The 23,766-nt window shown below is 42.8% G+C and carries 11 protein-coding genes and 1 tRNA gene; 11 read left to right on the top strand and 1 reads right to left on the bottom strand.

What is annotated here, in order from left to right:
- Positions 1-56 precede the first annotated feature (56 nt).
- Positions 57-130, top strand: a tRNA-Pro gene (locus ACOOE0_RS17570).
- Positions 131-376: 246 nt separating this feature from the next.
- Positions 377-2,173 carry a carboxypeptidase-like regulatory domain-containing protein gene (locus ACOOE0_RS17565; protein WP_420400211.1) on the top strand — a complete coding sequence of 599 codons (1,797 nt, stop codon included), beginning with the start codon at positions 377-379 and terminating at the stop codon, positions 2,171-2,173.
- Between the two features lie 11 nt (positions 2,174-2,184).
- Here ACOOE0_RS17565 and ACOOE0_RS17560 read toward each other — a convergent pair whose 3' ends face one another.
- Positions 2,185-3,849, bottom strand: coding sequence for a carboxypeptidase-like regulatory domain-containing protein (locus tag ACOOE0_RS17560; RefSeq protein ID WP_420400210.1), 1,665 nt, complete (start codon positions 3,847-3,849; stop codon positions 2,185-2,187).
- 485 nt (positions 3,850-4,334) lie between these two features.
- On the opposite strand from ACOOE0_RS17560, the gene ACOOE0_RS17555 reads away from it, so the two are divergent.
- The 9 genes from ACOOE0_RS17555 (at position 4,335) to ACOOE0_RS17515 (ending at position 23,764) form a co-directional block, all read left to right on the top strand.
- Positions 4,335-6,674: a TolC family protein gene (locus tag ACOOE0_RS17555; RefSeq protein WP_420400209.1), complete on the top strand. Its 2,340-nt coding sequence runs from the start codon at positions 4,335-4,337 to the stop codon at positions 6,672-6,674.
- Positions 6,675-6,693: 19 nt separating this feature from the next.
- Positions 6,694-7,779, top strand: a complete 1,086-nt coding sequence (locus ACOOE0_RS17550) for an efflux RND transporter periplasmic adaptor subunit (RefSeq protein WP_420400208.1) — start codon at positions 6,694-6,696, stop codon at positions 7,777-7,779.
- Positions 7,780-7,807: 28 nt separating this feature from the next.
- A complete protein-coding gene (locus ACOOE0_RS17545) occupies positions 7,808-10,921 on the top strand; it encodes an efflux RND transporter permease subunit (RefSeq protein WP_420400207.1) in 3,114 nt (1,037 codons plus the stop codon).
- A 191-nt stretch (positions 10,922-11,112) separates the two neighbouring features.
- Positions 11,113-13,926: a triple tyrosine motif-containing protein gene (locus tag ACOOE0_RS17540; protein WP_420400206.1), complete on the top strand. Its 2,814-nt coding sequence runs from the start codon at positions 11,113-11,115 to the stop codon at positions 13,924-13,926.
- Between the two features lie 306 nt (positions 13,927-14,232).
- On the top strand, positions 14,233-17,418 hold the full coding sequence (locus ACOOE0_RS17535) for a glycoside hydrolase family 2 TIM barrel-domain containing protein (protein ID WP_420400205.1): 3,186 nt from the start codon (positions 14,233-14,235) through the stop codon (positions 17,416-17,418).
- A 12-nt stretch (positions 17,419-17,430) separates the two neighbouring features.
- Positions 17,431-18,837 carry a glycosyl hydrolase family 16 gene (locus tag ACOOE0_RS17530; RefSeq protein WP_420400204.1) on the top strand — a complete coding sequence of 469 codons (1,407 nt, stop codon included), beginning with the start codon at positions 17,431-17,433 and terminating at the stop codon, positions 18,835-18,837.
- Between the two features lie 32 nt (positions 18,838-18,869).
- Positions 18,870-19,718: a glycoside hydrolase family 16 protein gene (locus ACOOE0_RS17525; protein ID WP_420400203.1), complete on the top strand. Its 849-nt coding sequence runs from the start codon at positions 18,870-18,872 to the stop codon at positions 19,716-19,718.
- Positions 19,719-19,734: 16 nt separating this feature from the next.
- Positions 19,735-22,122, top strand: a complete 2,388-nt coding sequence (locus ACOOE0_RS17520) for a PKD domain-containing protein (RefSeq protein ID WP_420400202.1) — start codon at positions 19,735-19,737, stop codon at positions 22,120-22,122.
- Between the two features lie 100 nt (positions 22,123-22,222).
- The gene (locus ACOOE0_RS17515) at positions 22,223-23,764 is read left to right on the top strand and encodes a sugar porter family MFS transporter (protein ID WP_420400201.1); all 1,542 of its coding nucleotides are present in this window, start codon (positions 22,223-22,225) and stop codon (positions 23,762-23,764) included.
- Positions 23,765-23,766 lie beyond the last annotated feature (2 nt).

The raw sequence follows: 23,766 nt of genomic DNA, 5'->3' as shown, positions 1-23,766 counted from the left end.
TTGTTAAGCAAAACTTGGAAATTGGGTATTGAAAATTGTTGACCGAAGGTCAATTACGGGATGTGGCGCAGTCTGGTAGCGTACACGCATGGGGTGCGTGTGGTCGCTGGTTCGAATCCAGTCATCCCGACAAGCTAAAGCAGAAAAGCCGAACATATTGTTCGGCTTTTTTGTTGGGAATCCTTGAATCTCAAAAACACCAAGATTTTGTTGCAGTTTTGAACCCATTTCCAAGTTCAAAATGTGTGCAAACATACATTTCGTCATTATTGAAGTAAAAACATGTCGTCTACTTATGGGTACAAGCAAAAAGTGACTTATCTTACAGTGTCTAACCCTTTCATTTTGAATAAAATGTGTTGGGGAATCCGTTTGGATGATGAAAATATTCAATCTGTTACTGGCGTTGGTGGTTTGTACTTCGGCTTGGTCCCAATCCAAGATTGAAGGCCATATATATGATAAGGCTACCAACACGCCTTTGCCCTATTGTTCCATCAAAATTTATGGATCCAAAGAGGATTATACCATAACAAACGAAGATGGAAAGTTTGCCATTGGTCCGGAGTTTGCCAATGATTCCCTAGAAATAAGACATATTGGATTCAAACCTAAAAAGGAAGCCTTGTCCTATTTTAAGTCAGAATCCAGACTGTATCTTGAGACGGATGTTTCCGCATTGGATGAAGTGGTGTTAACTGCCGGGGAGGATAAAGAATATCCGTATAAGTTATTGGCTCAAGTTGTGGAAAAGTACCGCGCAAAAAATAAAGTAACCCATAGCAAGGCTTTTCTTAAGTTGAGTTCGTCAGCCAGGAACATCCCCATTGAACAAATAGAAGGTTTTTATAATAGTGATCAAAGCCTGTCGGGAGGAATCTTGGATCTAAAAGTAAAAAGCGGTCGGTTCGGACAGAATAAAAAGTTTGCCTTTTACAGTCTGGACAACACCAAAATTCTAAGTGATTTTGAACTATTTGGAACTACAGGCCAACTATTACCAAATTACCCTGGTAATATGAATTATGAGGCGATTTCCAGAAAATACAAAGTGAGAATTGACCCTTGTACTTCCTGTAACGAGCAGGATGTGGCCATTGCCTTTTTCCCCAAGAGACCCAATGGCAGGTTGTTTTATGGCAAACTGATAGTGGACCATGCCCAGATGATTGTCAAAAAAATTGAATTGGGTGTCAAAGAACCAAATATAACCGATTTGGCCTCTATTAATGAAAACATTGAGCTCATACCCATTGAAATGCAACTTGATATTGCTTTTGACCCAATGGATTTGTATAAAATCCAATACTTAAATCTGACATTGCGGATGAACTACAGAATCGATGACATTTCTGAAATCATCGATTCCCGTACCTTTCTCTATGCTTACGATTATGATTCCACTTTTGAGATGCCATATTTTACCGAGGAATTGTCCTTCAACAATGATTACGACAAAATCATTGCTTTGCAGGCCTCGGATCATTTTTGGGAATCGAACTATCAATTCCCCAAAAGCTTTAAGGACAATCGTTCCATGAACTTCATGAAAGAGCATGGTTATTTGATCAACTATAACAGCTATATTCCCTTAAGTGACCTTATGTATGCAAAACCTTCTGTACTGTCTTGGCACAAGGACTACCGCTTGCAATGGGAACATTTAACAAACTTTATTCCTGTTGAGGAAGACAAAACAAGTCGAAAAGATGCAAGGGGTAAAAGGGATGTTACCGTGGGTCAATCCTTTGATTCGCCGGTAGCGGCCCATATAAAAAGCACAGGTGTTAAAAATAGCAAAGGACTCAACATTACCTATGTGGTGGATAGATATCTGGATGGTGAAGGAAAAAACAAAACCGTAAGCCGAACTTTATTAGATCTCAATGCTTCCCAATTTAAGAATGATGGCTCCAGAAACAGGTTGGCCTACATCAATATAATTTTTGATATCTATGAGGTTTACCGTCAATTGGCGTCTTCCCGTATCACTGAAAGCATGGGTTCTGAGGAGGCAAAAGCCATATTTGATGAAATATATCAGGGTGCAGCGATTGAGGTCAAAAAAATGGAAAGAGAGACCCAAAGAGGTGCAGATCAAGAAGCTCTACAGCTATGGAACCGAAGGATCAATGCCCGATTGGGGGTGGATAACATATCTTTGAACCGTTGATGGTAAACGGGTCATTCAATGATTGAATCTTTCTGCGTATTTACAGAGAATAAATGATTGCCCTGATAATTTGGGGTGAGTTTAAACAGCATCTGTTTTTGATGTTGGGTGGGAAGCCCATAATCAAAATAGGCTGTTACCCGAAGATATGTCACAGCACCTTCAAAGTTTTGCAAGTTTACTTGCCATTCCCCTTTGGGTTCTGCCTCCAAAAAGAATTGCTTCGTTGTTAAACCCTCCTGATTTTCATTGTTGTTCCAGATTTTGTATTGCGATTCAGGATTTATGATTTGAATACCCAAATTGATTTCGGGATTACTCCATGTCATTACAATTCTGGTGGGAGACATCATTGGCGGTTCCAAATCAAAGAAGCTGTCCATTCCACCAGTTTCTGGAATACGTCCATTTTGGACGTTTTCCTTGAATTGTCGGTACACCTCTGCTGCTTTTTCCCTATTTCCAAGGGCGACGTAGGCATTGGCAAGATCTATATAGGATTGGGGAGCCGTAGCATCTTGTTGTAAAATTTGAAGATACGTTTCCAAAGCCAGATTATTTTGTCCCTGTGTTTCATAGGTATAAGCCAGTGATCGCAAGGCAGGAATATTTTTCCCAAAGTTTTGACGGACATCCTTGAGCAATTGGTTGGCTGTTTTTTGATCATCCCAACGTCCCCTAAAATACTGCGCCACGTCCAAGAAAAAATAAGGTTGGGTTGCATAAGCCTCGGCATGGGTTTTCAATAATGCCTTTGCTTCTTGATGCGATATCGCTCGACCAAAGACATCCAGATATTCAGGATTCTCGGGCACATAGCTGTTTTTACTATCGAATAGGGTATACAGGCTATCCCGCATTTCAGAGTTGTCGTACCGTCGAACAATTCCCATTTCGTCCATACGGTTTTTGCCCTTTGTATTGACGATAATAACACCCCCAACCCCTCGAGGGCCATATCTGGAAATGGCGGCATTGCGCTCCAAAACAACCAAACGGTCTATATCACTTGCGGAAAGGTAAGTCGGTGTGCTTTCAAAAATCATCCCGTCCACATCAAATATGGCCTTGGGCGCTGAATTTACAGAACCTGAGGTATCCACGGAAAAGGACATTCTTCTTAAATAAACCTCTACATCGGGTACATGGGGTGGCCTTACAACCCGCATACTGGGTATGTGGTTCTTCAATGAGGTCAAAAAATCTGTTCCCACATTGATAAGATCTTTACCCTCCACAAAGCGCATGGAAGTGGAAGAACGATCTTTGTCCAGAATTCCAAAAGATGTCTTGATTAGATTAGTATTTTCTTGGTAATCCGCCAGTAACTCTTTTTGTCTTTTCCTTTTCTTTTTTTGAACAACCACTTCCCTTAGTTTTGTAGTTTGAGGGGATAGGACCACTTTCAAATCCTCCATCTGCTCGTCAACAACCAGCTCAATAGTGCCAAAACCAACCGCGGAGATGACTAAAACTTCATCTATCATTGCTTGTATGGCAAACTGCCCTTGCGTGTCGGAATTTGTACCACGCTGCGTATTCTTGATCAATATATTGGCATCAGGAATGGGAGTTTCCCACACATCGGTAACCTTTCCGGAAATTATTGCCTCTGTGGTTTGGGCATAAAAGGGTAGGGTGATTATAGAAAATAGAAATATTGCAAGACGCTTCATTTTTGATTGATTTGTAGGACTGAATCCCTATAAACTATAGAATCCGAGATGCCTACTGGTATTAAAAGTAAAAAAAATGCACCAACTTCCAGTAACGAATACCAACCTGGCTTATAAACCGAGAATATTTCGCCCTGTGGTTAGGCCTAGCCCCCCATCTTAAGATGATGTTCTTTTCGATTATTGAGAGTTTTTGGTTTCTGGATAACATTGCAAATCAAAATCGCCCTGGTTTTTAGGTTTGCTTCATTTTGTTAATGCAATGTTAAAAGCTACAGATAATTTTCCTATTTTAGGATGAAACATGATTCTGAAATTTTGTTTGACCACCGGTTTGGCAATTTTACATAGTGATACAATACACTGAAAAAGTATCATTCGGAGTTAAAGGTTGGTCAGGATCGGATCACATTTTATAAAAGAACCTGTAAGGAGCTTTTACAAGTCGCCTAAGAAAGGTAAGGAAGGAATTAACCTCAACATATATGAAACAAAGACTATTCTTCGTAATGCTTCTCTTGTCTTTGGTCACATTTGCCCAAACCGACCAGACCTACCGGATAGGGATTCTTATTGATCAGATGAACCCTGAAATGTCTCCCTTGCTGGAACAATTAAAATCTGAAGTCGTGGCCGTGGTGGGGGAGGATGCGAAAATTCAATTTCCGGAAGAGAACATACTTGTCAATGGTTTTGATGTAGCCAAGGCCAAACAGAATTACGACCAGCTTTTAAACAACAACACGGATATTATCCTGGCCTTTGGAGTGGTCAATAATCAAATCATAAGCCCATTGGAAGCACATCAAAAACCTACAATTCTCTTCGGGGCTGTCAATCGGGACCTCCACAATCTTGACCTGACCAACGCGACTTCTGGGATAGAGAATTTTACCTACCTGGTTGAATCCGAATCCTATGAAGAAGATTTCAAGAAATTCAAGGACCTTACCAACTTTGAGAACGTTGGAATCGTAATTGATGCCCCAATTGTGGAAATACTTCCGCTCAAAGAGACTTTTGACAGGGAAATCACAGCACTTGGAGCTACCTATAAGTTGATTCCGTTTACTACCGTTCAGGACATTACTTCCAATCTGGAAGGAATTGACGCAGTTTATATGGCCGGAGGATTTTTTCTGAGCAGAGAAGAGAAAAAGCAGTTGGCAGATACCTTTTTGCAGGCCAAACTTCCTTCCTTTACTGTTAATGGTACTGAAGATGTCAGAGATGGCTTTATGGCAACCTACCAATCCGATGATAACCTGGATCAGTTTTTTAGACGCATTGCATTGACCATAGAGGCTTATGTAACAGGCACCCCTTTGTCCGAACTTCCGGTGTACATAGATTACACCCCAAGATTGACCATCAATTACAATACCGCTGAGACTATTGGCGTACCCATAAAATACAGCTTGATAGGGCAAACGGATTTTGTTGGGGTTAAGAATGTTATTTCTGAAAAGGATTATGACCTTTTGACCGCAATCGATGATGCGCTTGAAAATAACCTATCCCTTGGTTCTAATCAGAAAGATGTTGAATTGGCTCAGCAGGATGTACGGTCGGCCAACAGCAATTACCTACCTAGTTTAACCGCTGCTGGAACTGCCACCTATGTTGACCCGGATGCCGCAGAGGTGAGCGCTGGACAAAACCCAGAATTCTCTACAGGCGGAAACATAACCTTAAGCCAGACTCTTTTTTCAGAAGCGGCCAACGCCAACATTTCCATACAAAAGAGCCTTCAAAAAGCCCAAGAGGCAAATTTTAATGCTGCTGAACTGGACTTGATTTTTGACGTTTCAAATGCGTATTTCAATGCCCTAATTTTAAAGGTAAATGCGCAAATTCAATCAAGGAATGTGACCTTGACCAAGCGAAACCTGGAAATTGCAGAACAGAATTTTGAAGCGGGTCAATCGGGAAAATCCGATATGCTCCGTTTTCGAAGTGAAATGGCACAAAACACCCAATCCATGGTGGAGGCCGTTAACCAATTGGAACAAGGTTTTTTGGTGCTCAACCAAATATTGAACAATCCCGTGGATCTTGAAATTGATGTGGAGGATGTGCAGTTCAATGAGGGCATATTTGAGCGCTACAATTATGAGGAATTTTTTGACCTTTTGGATAATCCCACGTTACGGGAGCCCTTTATCGATTTTCTAATAGAGGAGGCCTATAAAAATGCCCCCGAGTTAAAATCCTTGGACTTTAATCTGTTGGCTACGGAACGGAATATAAGGTTGAACGGATATGGCAGATTTCTTCCAACCTTGGCATTGCAGGGCCAATATAATTCCACATTTAGCCGATCAGGTGCGGGCAGTACTCCACCTCCAGGTGTTTCCCTGATTGATAATACCTACAATGCTGGACTTAACCTGTCCATTCCCATCGTAAACCAGAATTTGTCCAACATCAACCGTCAAACGGCCATTATTCAAAAAGAGCAGTTGGAAATAAATAAAAACAATGTGGAATTGGGAATTGCCGTGAACATTAGGACAGCCATACTGAATTTGGTAAATCAGATTTCCAATATCCAGCTTTCCCAAATATCAGAAGAAACCGCAGAGGAAGCCTTGGAACTTACACAGGCATCGTACTCCAGTGGGGCTGTGAACATTGTGCAATTATTGGATGCGCAGAACAATTTTTTGAATGCTCAATTGGCCAGGGCCAATGCCACCTATAATTATTTGATCAATTCGCTACAGGTAGAGCGCTTTTTGGGCTACTACTTTTTATTGAATTCTGAAGAAAAGAACAACGAGTTTAGACAAAGGTTCTTTGAGTATTTAAACACCAGAAACTAACGTACAAAAACACAAAGGGATGAAATTCATATCAAAACTAAGTTTGTTCAGTGTCCTGGCGGGATTGTTATTATCCTGCGGAAGTGAAGAAAAAAAGGAAGAAAAGTTCTTGCGGCCCGTTAAATACCAGGAGGTTGGCTTTTTGGGAGGAGAACGGGTAAGAACCTTTAGCGGAACCGCGCGCACCGATAAAATCATCAATTTAAGTTTTAGAAGCTCTGGAATCATCACTCAATTTGATATGAAGCTTGGCCAAAGAGTGAAGAAAGGGCAATTGCTAGGCAAACTGGACAATGTGCAATCAAGATTGGCCTATGAACAGTCCATAACACAACTGAACAGTGCTGCATCGCAAATGAACACCAGCAAGTTGAACTTGAACAGAATTCGTTCCCTCTATGAAAAAGGGAGCACTTCGTTAAGTGATTTTGAGGCCGCAAAAAACTCGTTTAAAAATGCGGAAGAAAGTTATAAATCGGCCAAACGAGGGGTGGAGATACAACAAGATCAGATAAACTACGGATATATCTACGCGCCTGAAGATGGCATCATTGCCTCTATTTCGGCAGAAGTGGACGAAAACATCCAGGCAGGATCTTCAGTGGCCATCCTCAATTCTGGTACCGAGATGGAAATTTCCTTGGGCTTGCCCGAGAGTGTCATCAATGGAGTGCAGGAAGGAATGGAAGTAGCTGTGGACTTTTCTTCCATACCCGATCAAACCTTCAAAGCAAAAGTCACCGAAGTAGCTCCCGCAGTGGATGCGAATACCGCAACTTATCCGGTCAGGGTAACCGTAGTAAATCCAAGCGATGCAATCAAAAGTGGAATGGCAGCCAATGTGGCCTTTGATTTTGGAAATCATGAAATTGATGAAAGCCGATTGGTGGTTCCTGCCCATGCAGTGGGAGAAGATAGCAATGGACGATTTGTGTTTTTGATCGAGGAAGAAGGCGCAATCACCAAGGTGCGAAAACAAGCTATCGAAATAGGTAGTCTTGCTTCGGACGGTTTCGAAATAACATCTGGATTGTCCAAAGGACAAAAAATAGCCACAGCTGGACTTCAGACCCTATTGGACGGGCAAGAAGTTAAATTACAATGAATTGAATTGGCCGCACTAAAACCAACCTATGAATTTAGCTAAGTTTTCCATTGAAAAGAATAGAATCACCTTTATGGTTCTGGCAACTATCGTTTTGTTGGGCATCTCCATGTATTTTGGACTTTCAAGAGATAGCATGCCTCCTTATACGGTTCGGGTGGCCACGGTGGTCTCGTCTTTTCCCGGAGCGAGTCCTGAACGTGTTGAACAACTGGTAACGGATAAAATTGAAAAAGTTGCTCAGGAACTCCCAGAGCTTGATGAGGTAAACAGCACCTCAAGAACCGGGCTTTCCATTGTCAGCGTGACCCTTAAGGATGAAGTCTCCAAGGAAAAAATGCAATCTGTTTGGGATAGATTGCGCAGAAAACTAAATGCCATTCAAGGCTTGCCTAGCGGGGTAAATCCCAATTTGAATGATGACGGAGTGGGCGATGTATATGGTATTGTGGTGGGCTTGACCTCTGATGGATATTCATATTCTGAGATGAAGGAGTACGCGGATGACATCAAAGATGAATTGATCAAGCTTCCCGATGCAGCAAAAGTGGAACTCGGAGGTGTACAGGAAGAACGGGTTTTTGTGGAATTTGATAATACACGACTGAAGGAATATGGACTTTCAGCTTCCAAATTGCAGCAGAGCATTTCCGCTACCAACATTCTCAATTCTGGGGGACAGGTCAATGTAGGTGATGAACGCATTATTTTGGAACCCACCGGAAACTTTGATTCTGTGGATGCCATTCGGGATATGTTGATTGCTGTGGGCGATGGCACACAATTGGTTAAACTGGGGGATATAACTTCGGTTTCCAAAGGTTATATTGATCCGCCCAATCAAATTGTCAGTATTAATGGCAGGGAAGCCATTTCTTTACATGTCAACCTAAAGGAAAACCAGAATATTGTTGCGTTGGGTGAGGCTGTAAACCAAGTGGTAAATAATTGGAAACAGAAACTTCCCATAGGTCTGGAACTGACCCGGGTTTCGTCCTTGGATACCTACATTGATGTTAAAGTAAGCGACTTTATTGTTAATCTTCTGCAATCCATTAGCATTGTTTTGTTGGTTATGCTTGTATTTCTCGGATTCCGTACGGGATTCGTTATTGCAAGCCTTATTCCCATTGTAACCATCATGACATTGATGATCATGGGGCTTATCAATGTGGGGTTAAATCAAGTTACCTTGGCCGCTTTGATCATGGCACTTGGGATGTTGGTGGATAATGCCATTGTGGTCGCCGAGACCATAATGGTAAAATTGGAACAAGGGGTTGCAAAAAAACAAGCAGCTGAAGAAGCTTTTGCTGAACTCTGGATGCCACTTTTGATATCCACCTTGACCACATCCGCTGCGTTTTTGGCCTTCTTTTTATCCCCCACTACCATGGGAGATATTGTGGGCCCCATTTTCGTGGTAATTACCATTGCTTTAATGTCCTCGTGGATCATTGCCCTTACGGTAATCACCATGTTCTGTTATCTTTTCCTAACGGTAGCTCCCAAGGGAGAGAAAAAACCAAGTTTGGTCGACAGGATTATCAATGCTTGCAAGAGCTATTATAAAAATTTGATCCTGATGGCTTTGGCGAACAAATACAAGGTGATTATCGCAATATTCCTTGCCTTTTTTGTTTCGCTTTATGGCTTCACCAAAATCCCTTTCATTTTCTTTCCTGATAGTGACCGAAATATGATTACCATCGACATTAATTTACCGGAAGGAAACAAGATTGAGCGAACAACCGAAGTGGTCCAGAAAATTGAGCAATTTATGACGGATTCGCTCAAGACGAATCCCAATAGGAGTTTGGGTGTTGTGGATTGGTCTTCCTACATCGGAGAAGGACCGGAATCCTATGACCTTGGATATTCACCCGATGAAGCCAATTCCAACTATGCACATATTTTGGTGAACACTTCCTCCTTTAATGAAAATGTAGCGATGATCACCAGATTGGACAAGTTTACCTTCAACAATTTCCCAAATGCGGACATCAAAGTAGGTGCCTTGGGTGCAGGTGGCGGCGGAACGCCTATAGAAATTAAGGTCTCAGGGAGCGATCCCGATGAACTTTCGAAAATATCAGAACGGGTTAAGCTCAGACTTGCCAGCATTGCAGGCACCAAAAATGTAAAGGATGATTGGGGACCAAAAAGTAAAAAGTTCCTAATTGAAATAGACCAAAATAGGGCACAAACCGCTGGAGTTAGCAGTCAGGATATTGCTACCTCGCTCCAAACTGTTTTGGACGGTTTTCAGACTGGGGAATATCGTGAGGATGATAAATCAATACCGATAATCATGCGAAGTGATGCGTCACAGCAACAATCATTGGCATCCTTGGAAACCTTGAATGTGTACTCACAAAACTCTGGAAAGACAGTCCCTTTATTGCAGGTCGCTTCCATTGTTCCCGCTTGGCAATATTCCAAGATAAAACGCTTGGATTTACGCCGAACCATCAACATTAGTAGTGAGCTCCGTGAAGGAGCCAATGCCTCGGCCATAACGGCGGAGATTACACCTTGGTTGGAACAAGAGTCAACCACATGGGCTGATAACTATAGTTTTAAGTTTGGTGGGGATGCGGAAAGTACTGCTGAAAGTATGGGGTCGGTAATTGGATTCTTGCCCATTTCTGCATTTATCATTGTTTTGCTTTTGATCATTCAATTTAATTCGTTTAGAAAAATGACCATGGTGGTGTTGACCATTCCCTTGGCCGTGATCGGAGTTGTAATAGGCTTGTTGGTTTTTCAGGAAGCTTTTGGGTTTATGCCCTTTTTAGGGGTCATATCCTTGGCCGGAATAGTGATCAACAACGCGATTGTGCTCATAGACAGAATGGAAATTGAACAGAGAGATTTGGGTCGTACGGAACAAGACGCGGTCATTGGTGCTTGTTTGCAGCGTTTTAGACCTATATTATTGGCCACCTTCACTACGGTTTTGGGACTTATCCCACTGTATTTGAGCGGAGGCGAAATGTGGGAAGGTATGGCAGTGAGTATTATGGTTGGACTGCTGTTCGGAACCATTATTACCCTCTTGTTTATTCCTGCACTATATAGTGCGCTCTTTCGTGTAAGCTATAAAAACTACCAATTCAATGACGAGCTTCTGGACGCCTAGGACAAATTAAATCTGAGGTCTAATTGTAAAATGTATGCCAAAGTAAAGTTGGTTTGGAACCTATTATAAATTGATTTTATGTATTTTAAACCTACGGATAAAGTATATCCCAAGCGTATTGGAATTTGATCACAACTAATCATTTGATTTCCAGCTTTTGACGATTCATCACTAACGCTTAATCAAAATTTGTGACCCAACTTAGGTATTTTGTTTTGCTTGCGGTTCTCACCCTACAAGGTTGGGGCATATCGCAAGAACTTCCCCCGATTCAGAACTTTGCCCCAGCGGACTATAATTCTGAAAGTCAAAATTGGGCCATTTCCCAATCCACCGACAAAATCATATATGTTGCCAATAACAACGGGCTTCTTGAATTTGATGGGGCAAGGTGGACTTTGTACCCCTCTCCCAATGAATCCATCATTAGAACTGTGAAGGTCGTAGGGAGCAGAATCTACACGGGAAACTATATGGATTTTGGCTATTGGGAAAAGGATCGTTTGGGTATTTTAAGATACACCAGTTTAGCTGCCCAAATGGATCATGCACTAGTTGAGGATGAGGAATTTTGGGGAATTCTGAATCTCGGGGAATTCATGGTGTTTCAGTCCCACAGCAGGATATACAGCTACAATTTGGCAAACAAATCCGTCAGCATCATCAATTCTGATACCTTTTTGCCCAAGATATTTAAGGTAGGACAAACTGTTTATTTCCAGAAAATGAACCAAGGACTTTTCCGAATTGAAAATGGGCAGGAAGTTCTTGTTTATGACCAAGAGCCATTGAAGTCGGATGAGGTGATCAGTATTGTTCCTGACAATGAGGAACTGCTGATTCTTACGCGCAACAATGGTTTTTATAGAGGCCAAAACGATACATTGGAGAAATGGAATGTGGCAATTGACACCCAGCTCAGCGATATCAGTCTTTATAGCGGATTGCAGATGAAAGATGGAAGTTTCGCCTTGGGGACCATTTCCCATGGCCTGATTCTAATGGATAGGGATGGGCAGTTGATTCGTCATATAGACCAGATCAGTGGATTACAGAATAATACGGTCTTGTCCCTTTACGAAGATGAGGATGCAAATGTCTGGTTGGGACTTGATGTTGGGATTAGCTATATCAATTTTGGGTCGCCCTTTCAAGTATATCCTGATAGCAGGGGATTGGTTGGGAGCGTCTATGCCTCGGCAGTTCAAGACGATTACCTGTATTTGGGAACCAATCAAGGCCTTTTCTATAAAAATGGAAGTCAATCCGATTTTCAGTTTGTAGAGGGTACTCATGGACAGGTGTGGTCCCTTGATGTTGTAGGTGGCACCCTGTTTTGCGGGCATCACACGGGTACTTACGTAATTTCAGAAGGAAAGGCGCAAAAAATATCAAATATTCAGGGAACCTGGAAAATTGGGGATTTGTCCAATAAATCCAACTTTGCTTTGCAAGGCAACTATGATGGGCTATATGTGTTGGAAAAGAAGGGTGGTAGCTGGCAACTTAAGAATAAGGTGGAGGGGTTTGACAATTCCGCTCGCTACTTTGAAATCTTCGAGGATCAAATATTTGTCAATCACGAGTACAAGGGAGTTTTTAAGGTAAAAGTGGATGAGGATTTCTCACGTTCCACCCATGTTGGGATTGACACGGTTATAAAGGGTTCCAATTCGGGCTTGATCAAATACAAGGGCAAATTGCTTTACGCCTTTAAGAATGGGATTTTCTCCTATCAAAAACAACAAGATAAATTTGTCAAGGATACCATTCTAAGCCAGCTGTACACGCCTGAGGAGTATACTTCGGGAAAAATGGTGGTGGACCACAAGAATGGCTATTTATGGACCTTTTCCAATGCAAGCATTGGTTATGTTTCTGAAAGTAGTCTGGCAAGCACGCTTAGTATAAACAAGATTCCGCTAACGGAAAATATCAGAAATGGAATTATTGGCTATGAAAGTGCCACTGCCCTGGAAAAGGAGGGGGTCTATCTTTTTGGTGCCCGTTCCGGTTATTTTACTCTGGACGTCAAAAACTTTCAGGAGAACCCAATCAATGTTAACATTGGCACCGTACAAATAGGCGGGAAGAACAGGGTGACCACAGAGAAAAATCTTTGGGATCCAAACATTACCGGTGATTTTGAAAGTGAGGAAAACAGCCTTCAGATTTCTTACTATGTCCCACACTATAACAAATATCTTAAGCCACAGTACCAATATCAGTTGCTGGGTATTTATCCAAATTGGAGCAATTGGTCAAGTGAAGCCGTCGTCTTGTTTGAAAATTTACCCCCGGGAGACTATACCTTTAATGTACGGGCCAAAATTGGGGAAAAGGTTTCAGAAAGTATGGATTCCTATACCTTTAAAATAGCCCGACCTTGGTATTTGTCCAATTTAATGTGGGTAGTCTACATTGTTGGCGCAATCCTGGGTTCCATTCTTATTCATTCTGCCTATCGTAGATATTATAACAGGCGTCAGCAAAAATTAATTGAAGAGAATAAGCGGGAAATGGAGTTGGCCAAGGCCCAAAATGAAAAGGAAATCATTAAACTTAAAAACAAGCAGTTACAGGAGGAGTTCAGAAGTAAAAGCAATGAATTGGCGGCTTCAACCATGAGTATCATCAAAAAGAACGAACTCTTGGCCAAAGTCAAGGAACAATTGACGGCTAATGCAGAGGATAAGGATGCCGTACGGCCCATTATTCATGTAATTGATAAAAGTCTAAATCAAAATGACGATTGGGAATTGTTCAAAGAAGCATTTAACAATGCCGATCGCAAGTTTTTGAAAAAACTTAAAAAGGCGCACGCCAATCTATCTCCAAATGACATTCGATTATGTGCCTATTTGCGCCTCAATTTGTCCTCCAAGGAAATCGCTCCCATGTTCAACATTTCACCAAGAAGTGTAGAAATAAAAAGGTACAGACTTCGCAAAAAAATGAACCTTGAACACGATGATAACCTGGTTGACTATATCCTAAAGCTTTAGTACACGCTACAGATGAGGTTTTCCACCTCAACATTACCTATACAAGTCCAAGTTTACCGCACTAACCAAACATTGGGAATCCTCTCTGAACTCCCATAAAAACTGATGTTTTGCCATATTCTCAAAAATCTCGCAATTTTTTTGTGATGTATATTTTTTGTTGAGGTAAACTTTAAGGACTTGGTATTTTTTTAAGATAAGTTTAACCGTCCGCAAAAATGGAGGATGGTTAGGTTTTGACCACTAATCAATTCTCGACTTCACCTTCTTTTCTGCGCAGACTTCAAACTAAAACTAAACATTACTATGAAAAACAATTTAATGAGATTGCTCCTCATATTGTTTGCTTCGGGATTGTATGCCCAGGCTGATCAAGTATCAGTGGTAAACAATGAGGAAGGAATGAAATTGGTTGTCAACGGTGAGGATTTTATGATCAATGGTATGAATTGGGATTACATTCCCATTGGCACCAACACCGTAAATGCCAATTTCTGGAAAAAGTCTGATGATGTAATCAAGGCGGGACTGGATCATGAAATGGCCTTGCTTAAAAACATGGGTGTTAATGTTATTCGGCAGTACACCGGAGTCCCAGCAAAATGGATTAAGTACATCTACGAAAACTACGGCATTTACACCATGCTCAACCATTCATTTGGGCGCTACGGACTCACTCTGGAGGGGGTATGGACACCGGTTACCATTTATGATGATCCAACAACAGTTGATTTCCTAATGCAGGAAATGAAGGAATTGGTCAATGGTTATAAGGACACTCCAGGACTTTTGTTGTATTTGTTGGGCAACGAAAACAACTATGGACTCTTTTGGGCGGGTGCAGAAACTGAGGATTTTCCAGATGATGAAGGTAGGATAGAATTTATAGGCGAGAGCCGCGGAAGGCCCATGTACCGATTAATGAATGAAGCCGCCAAAATGATGAAGGAAATGGATGCATCCCATCCAGTGGCTATCTGTAACGGGGATGTCTTGTTCATTGATATCGTAGCAGAGGAGTGTAAAGATGTGGATATCTATGGTACCAACACTTATAGGGGTGTATCCTTCGGTGATATGTTCCAAGTAGTGAAGGACAAACTCAACAAACCTGTCATGTTTACAGAGTTTGGTGCCGATGCCTTTAACGCAGTTGAGAATAAGGAAGACCAGTATTCCCAAGCCTATTACATGGTCGGAAACTGGAAAGAGATTTATGAAAATGCCGCGGGCTTAGGTAAGGTTGGAAATTCCGTAGGGGGTTTTACCTTCCAATTCAGTGATGGATGGTGGAAGTTTGGTTTTGATGATAGAAAAAATGCGGACGTTCATGACAACAACGCTTCATGGTCCAATGGAGGATATGCTAGAGATTTAGCAGAACCTGGAGCCAATAATATGAATGAAGAGTGGTTTGGGATATGCGCCAAAGGGGCAACAAACCCACGCGGGCTTTATGAACTTTATCCGAGAGCCGCCTACTATGCGCTAAAAGAGGCACATCAACTAAACCCATATGAGGAGGGCATTGACCTGGCCTTTGTAGAAAACTATTTCAACAATATTGAGCTAATGGAGGCGGTGCTTAAAGCACGGGGCGATAAAGCCGCTCTGCGTGGAGAGCAGAGTAACTTGTTGCGTATAAGTAATCTTCAGGCAAAGTTTTCCACCTTCAGCACGGGAGGAAGTTTAATCACTACACCCGATAATGCCGATCCGGATGACCCCAATACCTTTCCAAATCAACTAGGATTTGATCATATGCAATCCTATTTTGTTGGGATTGAAGGTAACCCTGCCCCCAATATGCGGGCAGAGGTGAACTTCAACATTCTTGGAAATGTTGCCCAGAATCCAATTAACGAAATCTTTTATGAGAATCGGGCAAGACCAATCACCGTAAGTTCTCCAGAAGGTGATGTTGTGATTAATGACAACAATAGGTTGGCAGTATACCAGGCCGAATTTGAGTGGAAGGCAAAAGAATTTGACCTTAGAGGGTTTTATAGAACGGGTCACTACCATTGGGGTTACGAAGGTGACTTCTTCGGATTGTATCCAGAAGCCAACTATGGCCCCAACCTTGATATTTATAACGGAGAGATACTTGGAGTCGAAGTCGACGGGAAAGGCCCTTTAAAAGGATTAAAAGCCGCCGTTGGCCCACAATTGTGGTGGGGAGCCAACCCTACAATGCTCTTTAAATACAAAAAGCATATTGGAAAGTTCGATGTTACAGGTATTTACCATAGGGATTTTAAAACTGAAATCGTTTTTGACGAAAGCGGACGTCGGGTCTTGGATGCTAACCAGGTTCGAAGTGGTGTAATCCCATTTTGGCCAACCGAAAGGGCCACATTGGCTATTGAAAGGGAGTTCGGCAAGTTTGGAGTTCATCTTGGAGGTATTTGGGCTGGAAACCCCTTAAATGGAAGTACGTTTCAAGATGTAAGAGGTACCCCTGGCAACTATGTTGTTTATGAAGATGTTATTAATTCAGATGACAATTGGGGTGGAAAAGTAAAGCTTACGTATGAAGGTGGTAAGTTCAATTGGTACGGTCAAGGAGCAGTTATGGGACTTGTCGCTAATGGTGGCGCAGACCAGACCTTGACATTTACAGGTTGGAAATTAAAGGATACAGGTAGCGGAAACCAAGCCAATTTCTTGACAGGATTTACAGTTGCGGCTGGAAATTTCCAGATTGCCCCCAACTTTCTCTATCAAAAACCATTGGTGGATCCTATGCCGAACGATGTAAATGCACCTGGACGTTTAAGGAACAATCTTGATGATCCCTTTTCCGTTCGAGGCAACAGGGAGACCACCGCCGGTGAAATTTTATTCACTTTTGATCCCACTCCCGGCACTTGGATGTACGAATGGGATAACGACCGTTCCGAGGATGCTAAGTTTGCCATGAATTTGGGATTTGTGTATCGTCACCTTCCTACAACCGTTGACTCACATATTGGTTTCAACGCCGACAGGACCTTTTTTGCTTTTCCAAATTCGGTTCCCGCTGAAGACTTATGGGAAGTACATTCCAGAATGGTGTCCAAAATCAATTCCGACATAGGAATTATTGGGAACTTCTATTATGGCAATGGACAGGCCAACGGTGATAGCGATAGGTTGATTAGACGTTTCGGTGGAGATGTTCGAATGATCTACAACAACTTGAAAATCCAGTATACCCAAAAGATCAATGATTGGGGACCTTTTGATTATCATCGTGATTTTAACTTAACGTACCCAGTACAATTAATGCTGGATATATCTACCACACTTGGAAAACCGGATTGGTTTATTCTTCCAAGCACGCAAGTGGGAATAAGGGGCACATGGCGATCCTTGGATGAATTTTCGCCTAGATACCTTCCCAACCAAGCACTAGAATTTGCTGACTCCCCAATTATAAGCCCGGTAGGATTCGGCGATGGTAGCGAGTGGGAAATCATGACTTATATACATATCAACATCGGCAAATAAAAAGATTTAAAAATGAAAAATAAGAAATATATCAGCTTACAATCTATACTTTTTCTCTGCCTGGGTATTGTAGTTTTTTCCAGTTGTGAAAGAGAATTTTCGGATGAGGTGCAATTCGCCACCTTCCCTCCGAACGGAGATGTTTTCATAGATGCCTTTTCCCCAGGTTTGGATTATTTTCCTTTTGTGGGAGCGGGCGCGGACCCGGAAGCTTTTAGTGTGGATTCAGAGAACGTATTTGACGGGGATGCCTCCATGCGTTTTGATGTTCCTGCATTTGGAAACGGCTTCGTGGGTGCTGCGTTCAATACTACGGTTACCAGAGACCTTTCAGGTTTTGATGCGTTAACCTTTTATGCAAAGGCCTCCCAAGCGGCTTCCATTGACGCTATCGGATTTGGCATCTCAGCAGAGACTGCCAACAAGTTTCAAGTAACAGCCAATAATTTGGGGATAAGCACGCGATGGGAAAAATATGTGATTCCTATTCCTGATGCTTCCAAACTTACTGAGCAAACCGGACTGTTCTGGTTGGCCGAAGGTGCATCCTTTGAGGGTGACGAAGGCGGCTATGTTTTATGGTTTGATGAAATCAAGTTTGAAAAATTGGGCACCGTTGCCCAACCTAGACCAACCATTTTTGATGGACAGGAATTGGTAGAACAGGCCTTTACAGGTTCCAACATTCCAATTACTGGGCTTACCCAGACCTTCAATTTGGATAATGGAGTAAACCAAACGGTTGTTGCCGCACCTTCCTATTTCGATTTTTCATCTTCAGATGTTGGCGTAGCTGTGGTGAGCGAGTTGGGTGAAATCTCTATAGTGGGAGCAGGAACGTCCACCATATCCGCCTTGTTGGCCAATGTTAGGGCGGCAGGTTCGTTGGAGGTAACATCAAGTGGTAGCCTACAGGCTTCCCCTGACCCAATTCATCCAGCTGCCAACGTAAAGTCCATTTTCAGTGACGCTTATAGCGATGACACCAGCAGTAATTTTTCACCTGGTTTCGGTGGATCCACAACGGATACCAAAGTAACGTCAACGGACAATGGGAATGTATTGGTTTATTCCAATAACAACTTTACAGGAATAATTTTCGACAATACGGTAGACGCTTCAGGCCTCACTTTCTTGCATATTGATGTTTATGTGCAAGCTCCAGGTGTAGAAGTGGGAGTCCAAATTAGGGACAGTGGAGCCAATCAAATGATAGAAACGGATGTCAACACTGGATTGCCCATTGGAGACGATAGGGACCGTAGGTTTGACTTGACGGGATTGACCGCGGGTCAATGGACTTCATTCAACATTGCGCTGGACGGTGACATTGCCGATCAGAAGAACAATTTGGCAGCAATCATACTTACAGGAGGACCAAATTTCATATTTGATAATGTGTACTTCTTCACCGAATAACAAGGAGTTCAATAAAAAGAAAAAATAGGGTTATGAATATAAAGTTTAGAAACATAAAAACTATAAAATCAAGTTTTTCAAATTTTTTGGTGGTTTTTCTAGTGTGCTGTTTTTCAGGATGTACAACGGATGACACACAGACGGTGGTAACTTTTACCAACTTGGTGATGGAGGATAACTTTAATACCGAAGGAGCTCCCAATCCACAAATCTGGGGCTATGATATAGGAACAGGGGTCAATGGCTGGGGCAATCAAGAGCTTCAGTACTATACCAGTCGCCCTGAAAACGTAAAGGTAGACAACGGGCTCCTGCTTATAACAGCACGTCAAGAGGCTTTTGAAAACTCACAATATACGTCTGCCAGATTGTTAACCAAGGATCTTTTTGAACAACAATACGGTCGATTTGAAGCAAGGATTCGCCTGCCTTACGGTCAGGGAATTTGGCCAGCTTTCTGGATGTTGGGAGCGGATATCGATGATAATCCTTGGCCAGCTGCAGGAGAGATTGACATTATGGAGTACCGCGGACAAAATCCAACCGTACTTGTTGGCAGTGTTCATGGGCCTGGATATTCGGCTGGAGAGGCCATTTCCAAGGAATACATTTTGGAAAATGACCGATTTGACACTGGTTTCCATGTGTTTGGAATTGAGTGGGGTCCTGAGTACATCAACTTTTATGTGGATGATGTTCTCTACAATCAAATTACTCCAGAGGATGTTACTGGGACTTGGGTGTTCAACAAGCCTTTTTACATCCTAATGAATCTTGCCGTGGGAGGAACCTTTGTGGGTAGCCCTAATGCAGAAACTGTTTTCCCTCAAACCATGTTGGTGGATTATGTAAGGGTATACGAAGGAATAGAAGCTAACTAAACTAATTTATACTAAAATGAAACAATTGCTAAACAAGGCCAAAGTTTTATGCTTGATGATTTTGGCCGTATCCTATTTAGGATGTGAAGAAGACGATGAAGGAAATGTACTGCCGGAAGTGTTGGCTGGCTTTACCCAATTGACCACGGAAGGAACGGGGACAGTTTCCTTTATCAATACCTCTGAAAATGCAGATAATTACGAATGGGATTTTGGGGATGGAACAACCTCCACCGAGATAGATCCGATTAAAACATATGGAACGGGAACGTATACGGTGAGCCTTACAGCGTCCAATGCTGCTGGCGGTTCGGATACTTTTGAAGATGAACTGGTCATTTTAGTGCCGGAAGCTGTGGCTTTGCCCATAACCTTTGATGGGGCCAATGTGGTTTATGATGCTTCCACGTTCAACGGGGCTGCATTTGAAGTGGTGGATAATCCTGCGCCGGGAGGCAGCAACGATACCGCTTCCAAAGTTGGGGCCATAACCAACAGTGGAGCAGCGTTTGAAGGGTTCTTCTTTGATTTGGGCGCTCCAATTGACCTAAGTACTGATAAGACCATCCAAATGAACTTTTGGGCAGATGCAGCCATCGATGTCCTCCTTAAACTTGAAGAAGGAACAGGGGCGGCCACAGAAGTGACAGCCAGTCATGGAGGTAGTGGTTGGGAAATGTTGTCTTTCGACTTTACATCCGAGGACAGTTTCTCAAGATTTACCATGTTTGTGGACGGTCCTGGAACAACCGCAGGTACTTTTTATATTGACGACATAACACAGGTGGAAACCATGTCCGGAGGTGGTGGCAATGCGCCAACTACTTCCGCACCAGCACCACCTGTACGCGATGCAGCAGATGTCATCTCAATTTATGGTGGCTCCTATGCCAACATTGACGGAATTAACTATAATCCCGATTGGGGACAATCAGGTCTGGCGTTCGTAAATACCGAATACGACCCAGGGGATGGGAATTTTGCCTTGGCCTATCCAATGTTCAATTTCCAAGGAACTGATTTTTCCGGGAATGCACAAGACGCTTCGGCAATGGAATTCCTTCATGTTGATATTTGGGTGCCCGAAGGTACAGATAGACAGGTGAAGATAAGTCCCATCAACAGTGGAACAGGAGCTGGAGAGGTATTGGTGGTAGTGCCAGTGACTCCAGGTGCCTGGAACAGTGTGGATCTTCCCATTGGTGACTTCACGGGAATGACCTGGGACAGTGTAATCCAAATGAAGTTTGATGGCCAGTTCAATGGAGATGGCAGTGCCAACACGGATCCACACGATATTTATTTGGACAACATCTATTTCTATAGGGAAGCCAGTGGGGGAAGCAGTGCACCAACTACTTCCGCACCTGTCCCTCCAGCTAGGGATGCGGCGGATGTAATCTCCATCTTCGGTGAGAGCTATACCAATGTGACGGGAATCGATTATGATCCCAACTGGGGCCAATCCGGATTTGGCTTGGTGAACACAACCTTTGATCCAGGAGATGGGAACTTGGCCTTGGCCTACCCGACCTTCAACTATCAGGGAACCGACTTTTCAGGTAATGCTCAAGATGCATCAGCAATGGAGTTCCTGCATGTGGATATCTGGGTGCCCAGTGGAACCGACCGACAGGTGAAGATAAGTCCCATCAACAGTGGTACCGGAGCGGGTGAAGTATTGGTGGTGGTGCCGGTTACACCAGGTGCCTGGAACAGCGTGGACCTGCCTATTGGCGATTTCACGGGAATGACTTGGGACAGTGTGATCCAAATGAAGTTTGACGGTCAGTTCAATGGAGATGGCAGTGCCAACACGGATCCACACGACATTTACTTGGATAATATTTATTTCTACAAGGAGCCAAGCGGCGGTGGCGGAAGTGCTCCGACAACCTCTGCACCTGTTCCCCCGGCTAGGGACGCAGCGGATGTGATCTCCATCTTCGGTGAGACCTATACCAATGTGACAGGAATCGATTATGATCCCAACTGGGGCCAATCCGGATTTGGCTTGGTGAACACAACCTTTGATCCAGGGGACGGGAACTTGGCCTTGGCCTACCCGACCTTCAACTATCAGGGAACCGACTTTTCAGGTAATGCTCAAGATGCTTCGGCAATGGAGTTTGTTCATGTGGATATCTGGGTGCCCACTGGGACTGACCGACAAGTGAAGATAAGTCCTATCAACAGTGGAACGGGAGCTGGAGAGGTATTGGTGGTAGTGCCTGTGACTCCAGGCTCATGGAACAGCGTGGATCTGCCCATCGGCGATTTCACGGGAATGACCTGGGACAATGTGATCCAAATGAAGTTTGATGGTCAGTTCAATGGAGATGGAAGCGCAAACACGGATCCATTCGATATCTATGTTGACAATATTTATTTCTATAGAAACTAAACTGTTCTGTTTCTAGATGGATTGAAGGGCTGGGAATGTATTTCCCGGCCTATTCAACAACTAACAGAATAGGGTCTTTAATAACCAAACATAACACTTCATGTCTCAGCATAAGCAAGTAGTTAAAATGAACAAATCCTATACCGTGCTCATCAGTTTAATAGTAGCACTGGGAGGATTTCTTTTAGGCTTTGATAGTGCGGTAATATCAGGGGCCATCAAAGGCATAACCACCTATTTTGAAATGACAGATGCCATGTTGGGATTTGCTGTAGGCTGCGTCATTTTTGGTGCCATGGCAGGCAATTTGATGGCTGGACCCCTTGCGGATAGATTTGGAAGAAAGAAGGTGTTGATTGTGGTAGCAGCCTTATTTGCGATTTCAGCAACATGGTCTGCCCTGGCAACGGATTATACCGAGTTCATTATCGCTCGAATTATTGGAGGCGTTGGAATAGGCGGTGCTATTTTAATAGCCCCCATTTATATCGCGGAAATTGCGCCTCCCAAGCTACGGGGCAGTTTGGTTTCTTTTAACCAACTGAACATAGTCATTGGTATTTCAGTGGCCTACTTTTCCAATTACTTTTTAGTGAATTATGGGGATGAAAGCTGGCGTTGGATGCTTGGGGTTGAGGCCATTCCTGCAACCATATACTTTCTATCCTTGTTTACAGTACCGCAAAGTCCTAGATGGTTGATTTTGAAATTGAACAAGGTCAAATTGGCTCGCAAAATTCTACAAAAAATAGGAGGGGAGGAGTATGCAGAAATTACCGTGATGGAAATTCAAAGGGGATTGGAAAAAAAGGAGAAAAAAGGACGTTTGACAGATTTGTTCAAAAGCAAGTATGCCACCATCATGATCATCGCTCTTGGCATTGCCTTCTTCCAACAAATTACTGGGATCAATGCCATTTTTTACTATGCACCTACCATTTTTGAACAGGCAGGGGGCAGCACTGATTCCTCCTTTTTGCAGGCGATTGTCGTCGGCCTCACCAACCTGGTTTTTACCCTAGTAGCCATTTGGCTTATTGACAAATTGGGGCGAAAACCATTACTTTTAATAGGTTCGGGGGTGATGACCGTGGCATTGCTCATGGCAACCATGGCATTTAACAATGCCAGCTACGAGTTTAAGGAATCCTCTTTGAGAAAGGTGGATGACTACCAGATTTATGTTGCCTTAACAGAATTGGAGGGCAAAAGATATAGCAGTCAAAAGGTCTTGTTTGAAGAAGTTAGGGAGAAACTCACCACCCAACAATTTTTGGATTTTAAACGGAACCAAGTCACCAATTTCATCGACATCAATGCCACCTTGGTTCTAATAGCAATTTTACTGTACGTGGCAGCATTTGCAATTTCATTGGGGCCGGTAATGTGGACCTTGATATCGGAAATTTTTCCGAATAGAATTAAGGGAATTGCCATTTCGGTAGTAGGCTTTTTCAACTCCTTGGTTAGCTTTTCGGTAACCCAAATTTTCCCCTGGGAGTTGACCAACCTTGGTCCTACGTGGACTTTTGCAATTTATGCGATATTCTCCGCCATCGCATTCCTTTTTGTTCGTCGTTTTGTGATAGAAACAAAAGGAAAAACACTGGAGGAGGTGGAAGATTTGTTGATAAGGACATAACA

The organism is Flagellimonas sp., assembly GCF_965215805.1.
Taxonomy (GTDB): domain Bacteria; phylum Bacteroidota; class Bacteroidia; order Flavobacteriales; family Flavobacteriaceae; genus Flagellimonas.
This window is presented reverse-complemented; position numbering and strand designations above follow the sequence as displayed.

Bases quoted from the DNA above. Each gene is read 5' to 3' on its own strand.
- ACOOE0_RS17565 (WP_420400211.1), top strand. From the start codon at position 377: ATGATGAAAATATTCAATCTGTTACTGGCGTTGGTGGTTTGTACTTCG.
- ACOOE0_RS17560 (WP_420400210.1), bottom strand. From the start codon at position 3,849: ATGAAGCGTCTTGCAATATTTCTATTTTCTATAATCACCCTACCCTTT.
- ACOOE0_RS17555 (WP_420400209.1), top strand. From the start codon at position 4,335: ATGAAACAAAGACTATTCTTCGTAATGCTTCTCTTGTCTTTGGTCACA.
- ACOOE0_RS17550 (WP_420400208.1), top strand. From the start codon at position 6,694: ATGAAATTCATATCAAAACTAAGTTTGTTCAGTGTCCTGGCGGGATTG.
- ACOOE0_RS17545 (WP_420400207.1), top strand. From the start codon at position 7,808: ATGAATTTAGCTAAGTTTTCCATTGAAAAGAATAGAATCACCTTTATG.
- ACOOE0_RS17535 (WP_420400205.1), top strand. From the start codon at position 14,233: ATGAAAAACAATTTAATGAGATTGCTCCTCATATTGTTTGCTTCGGGA.
- ACOOE0_RS17530 (WP_420400204.1), top strand. From the start codon at position 17,431: ATGAAAAATAAGAAATATATCAGCTTACAATCTATACTTTTTCTCTGC.
- ACOOE0_RS17525 (WP_420400203.1), top strand. From the start codon at position 18,870: ATGAATATAAAGTTTAGAAACATAAAAACTATAAAATCAAGTTTTTCA.
- ACOOE0_RS17520 (WP_420400202.1), top strand. From the start codon at position 19,735: ATGAAACAATTGCTAAACAAGGCCAAAGTTTTATGCTTGATGATTTTG.
- ACOOE0_RS17515 (WP_420400201.1), top strand. From the start codon at position 22,223: ATGTCTCAGCATAAGCAAGTAGTTAAAATGAACAAATCCTATACCGTG.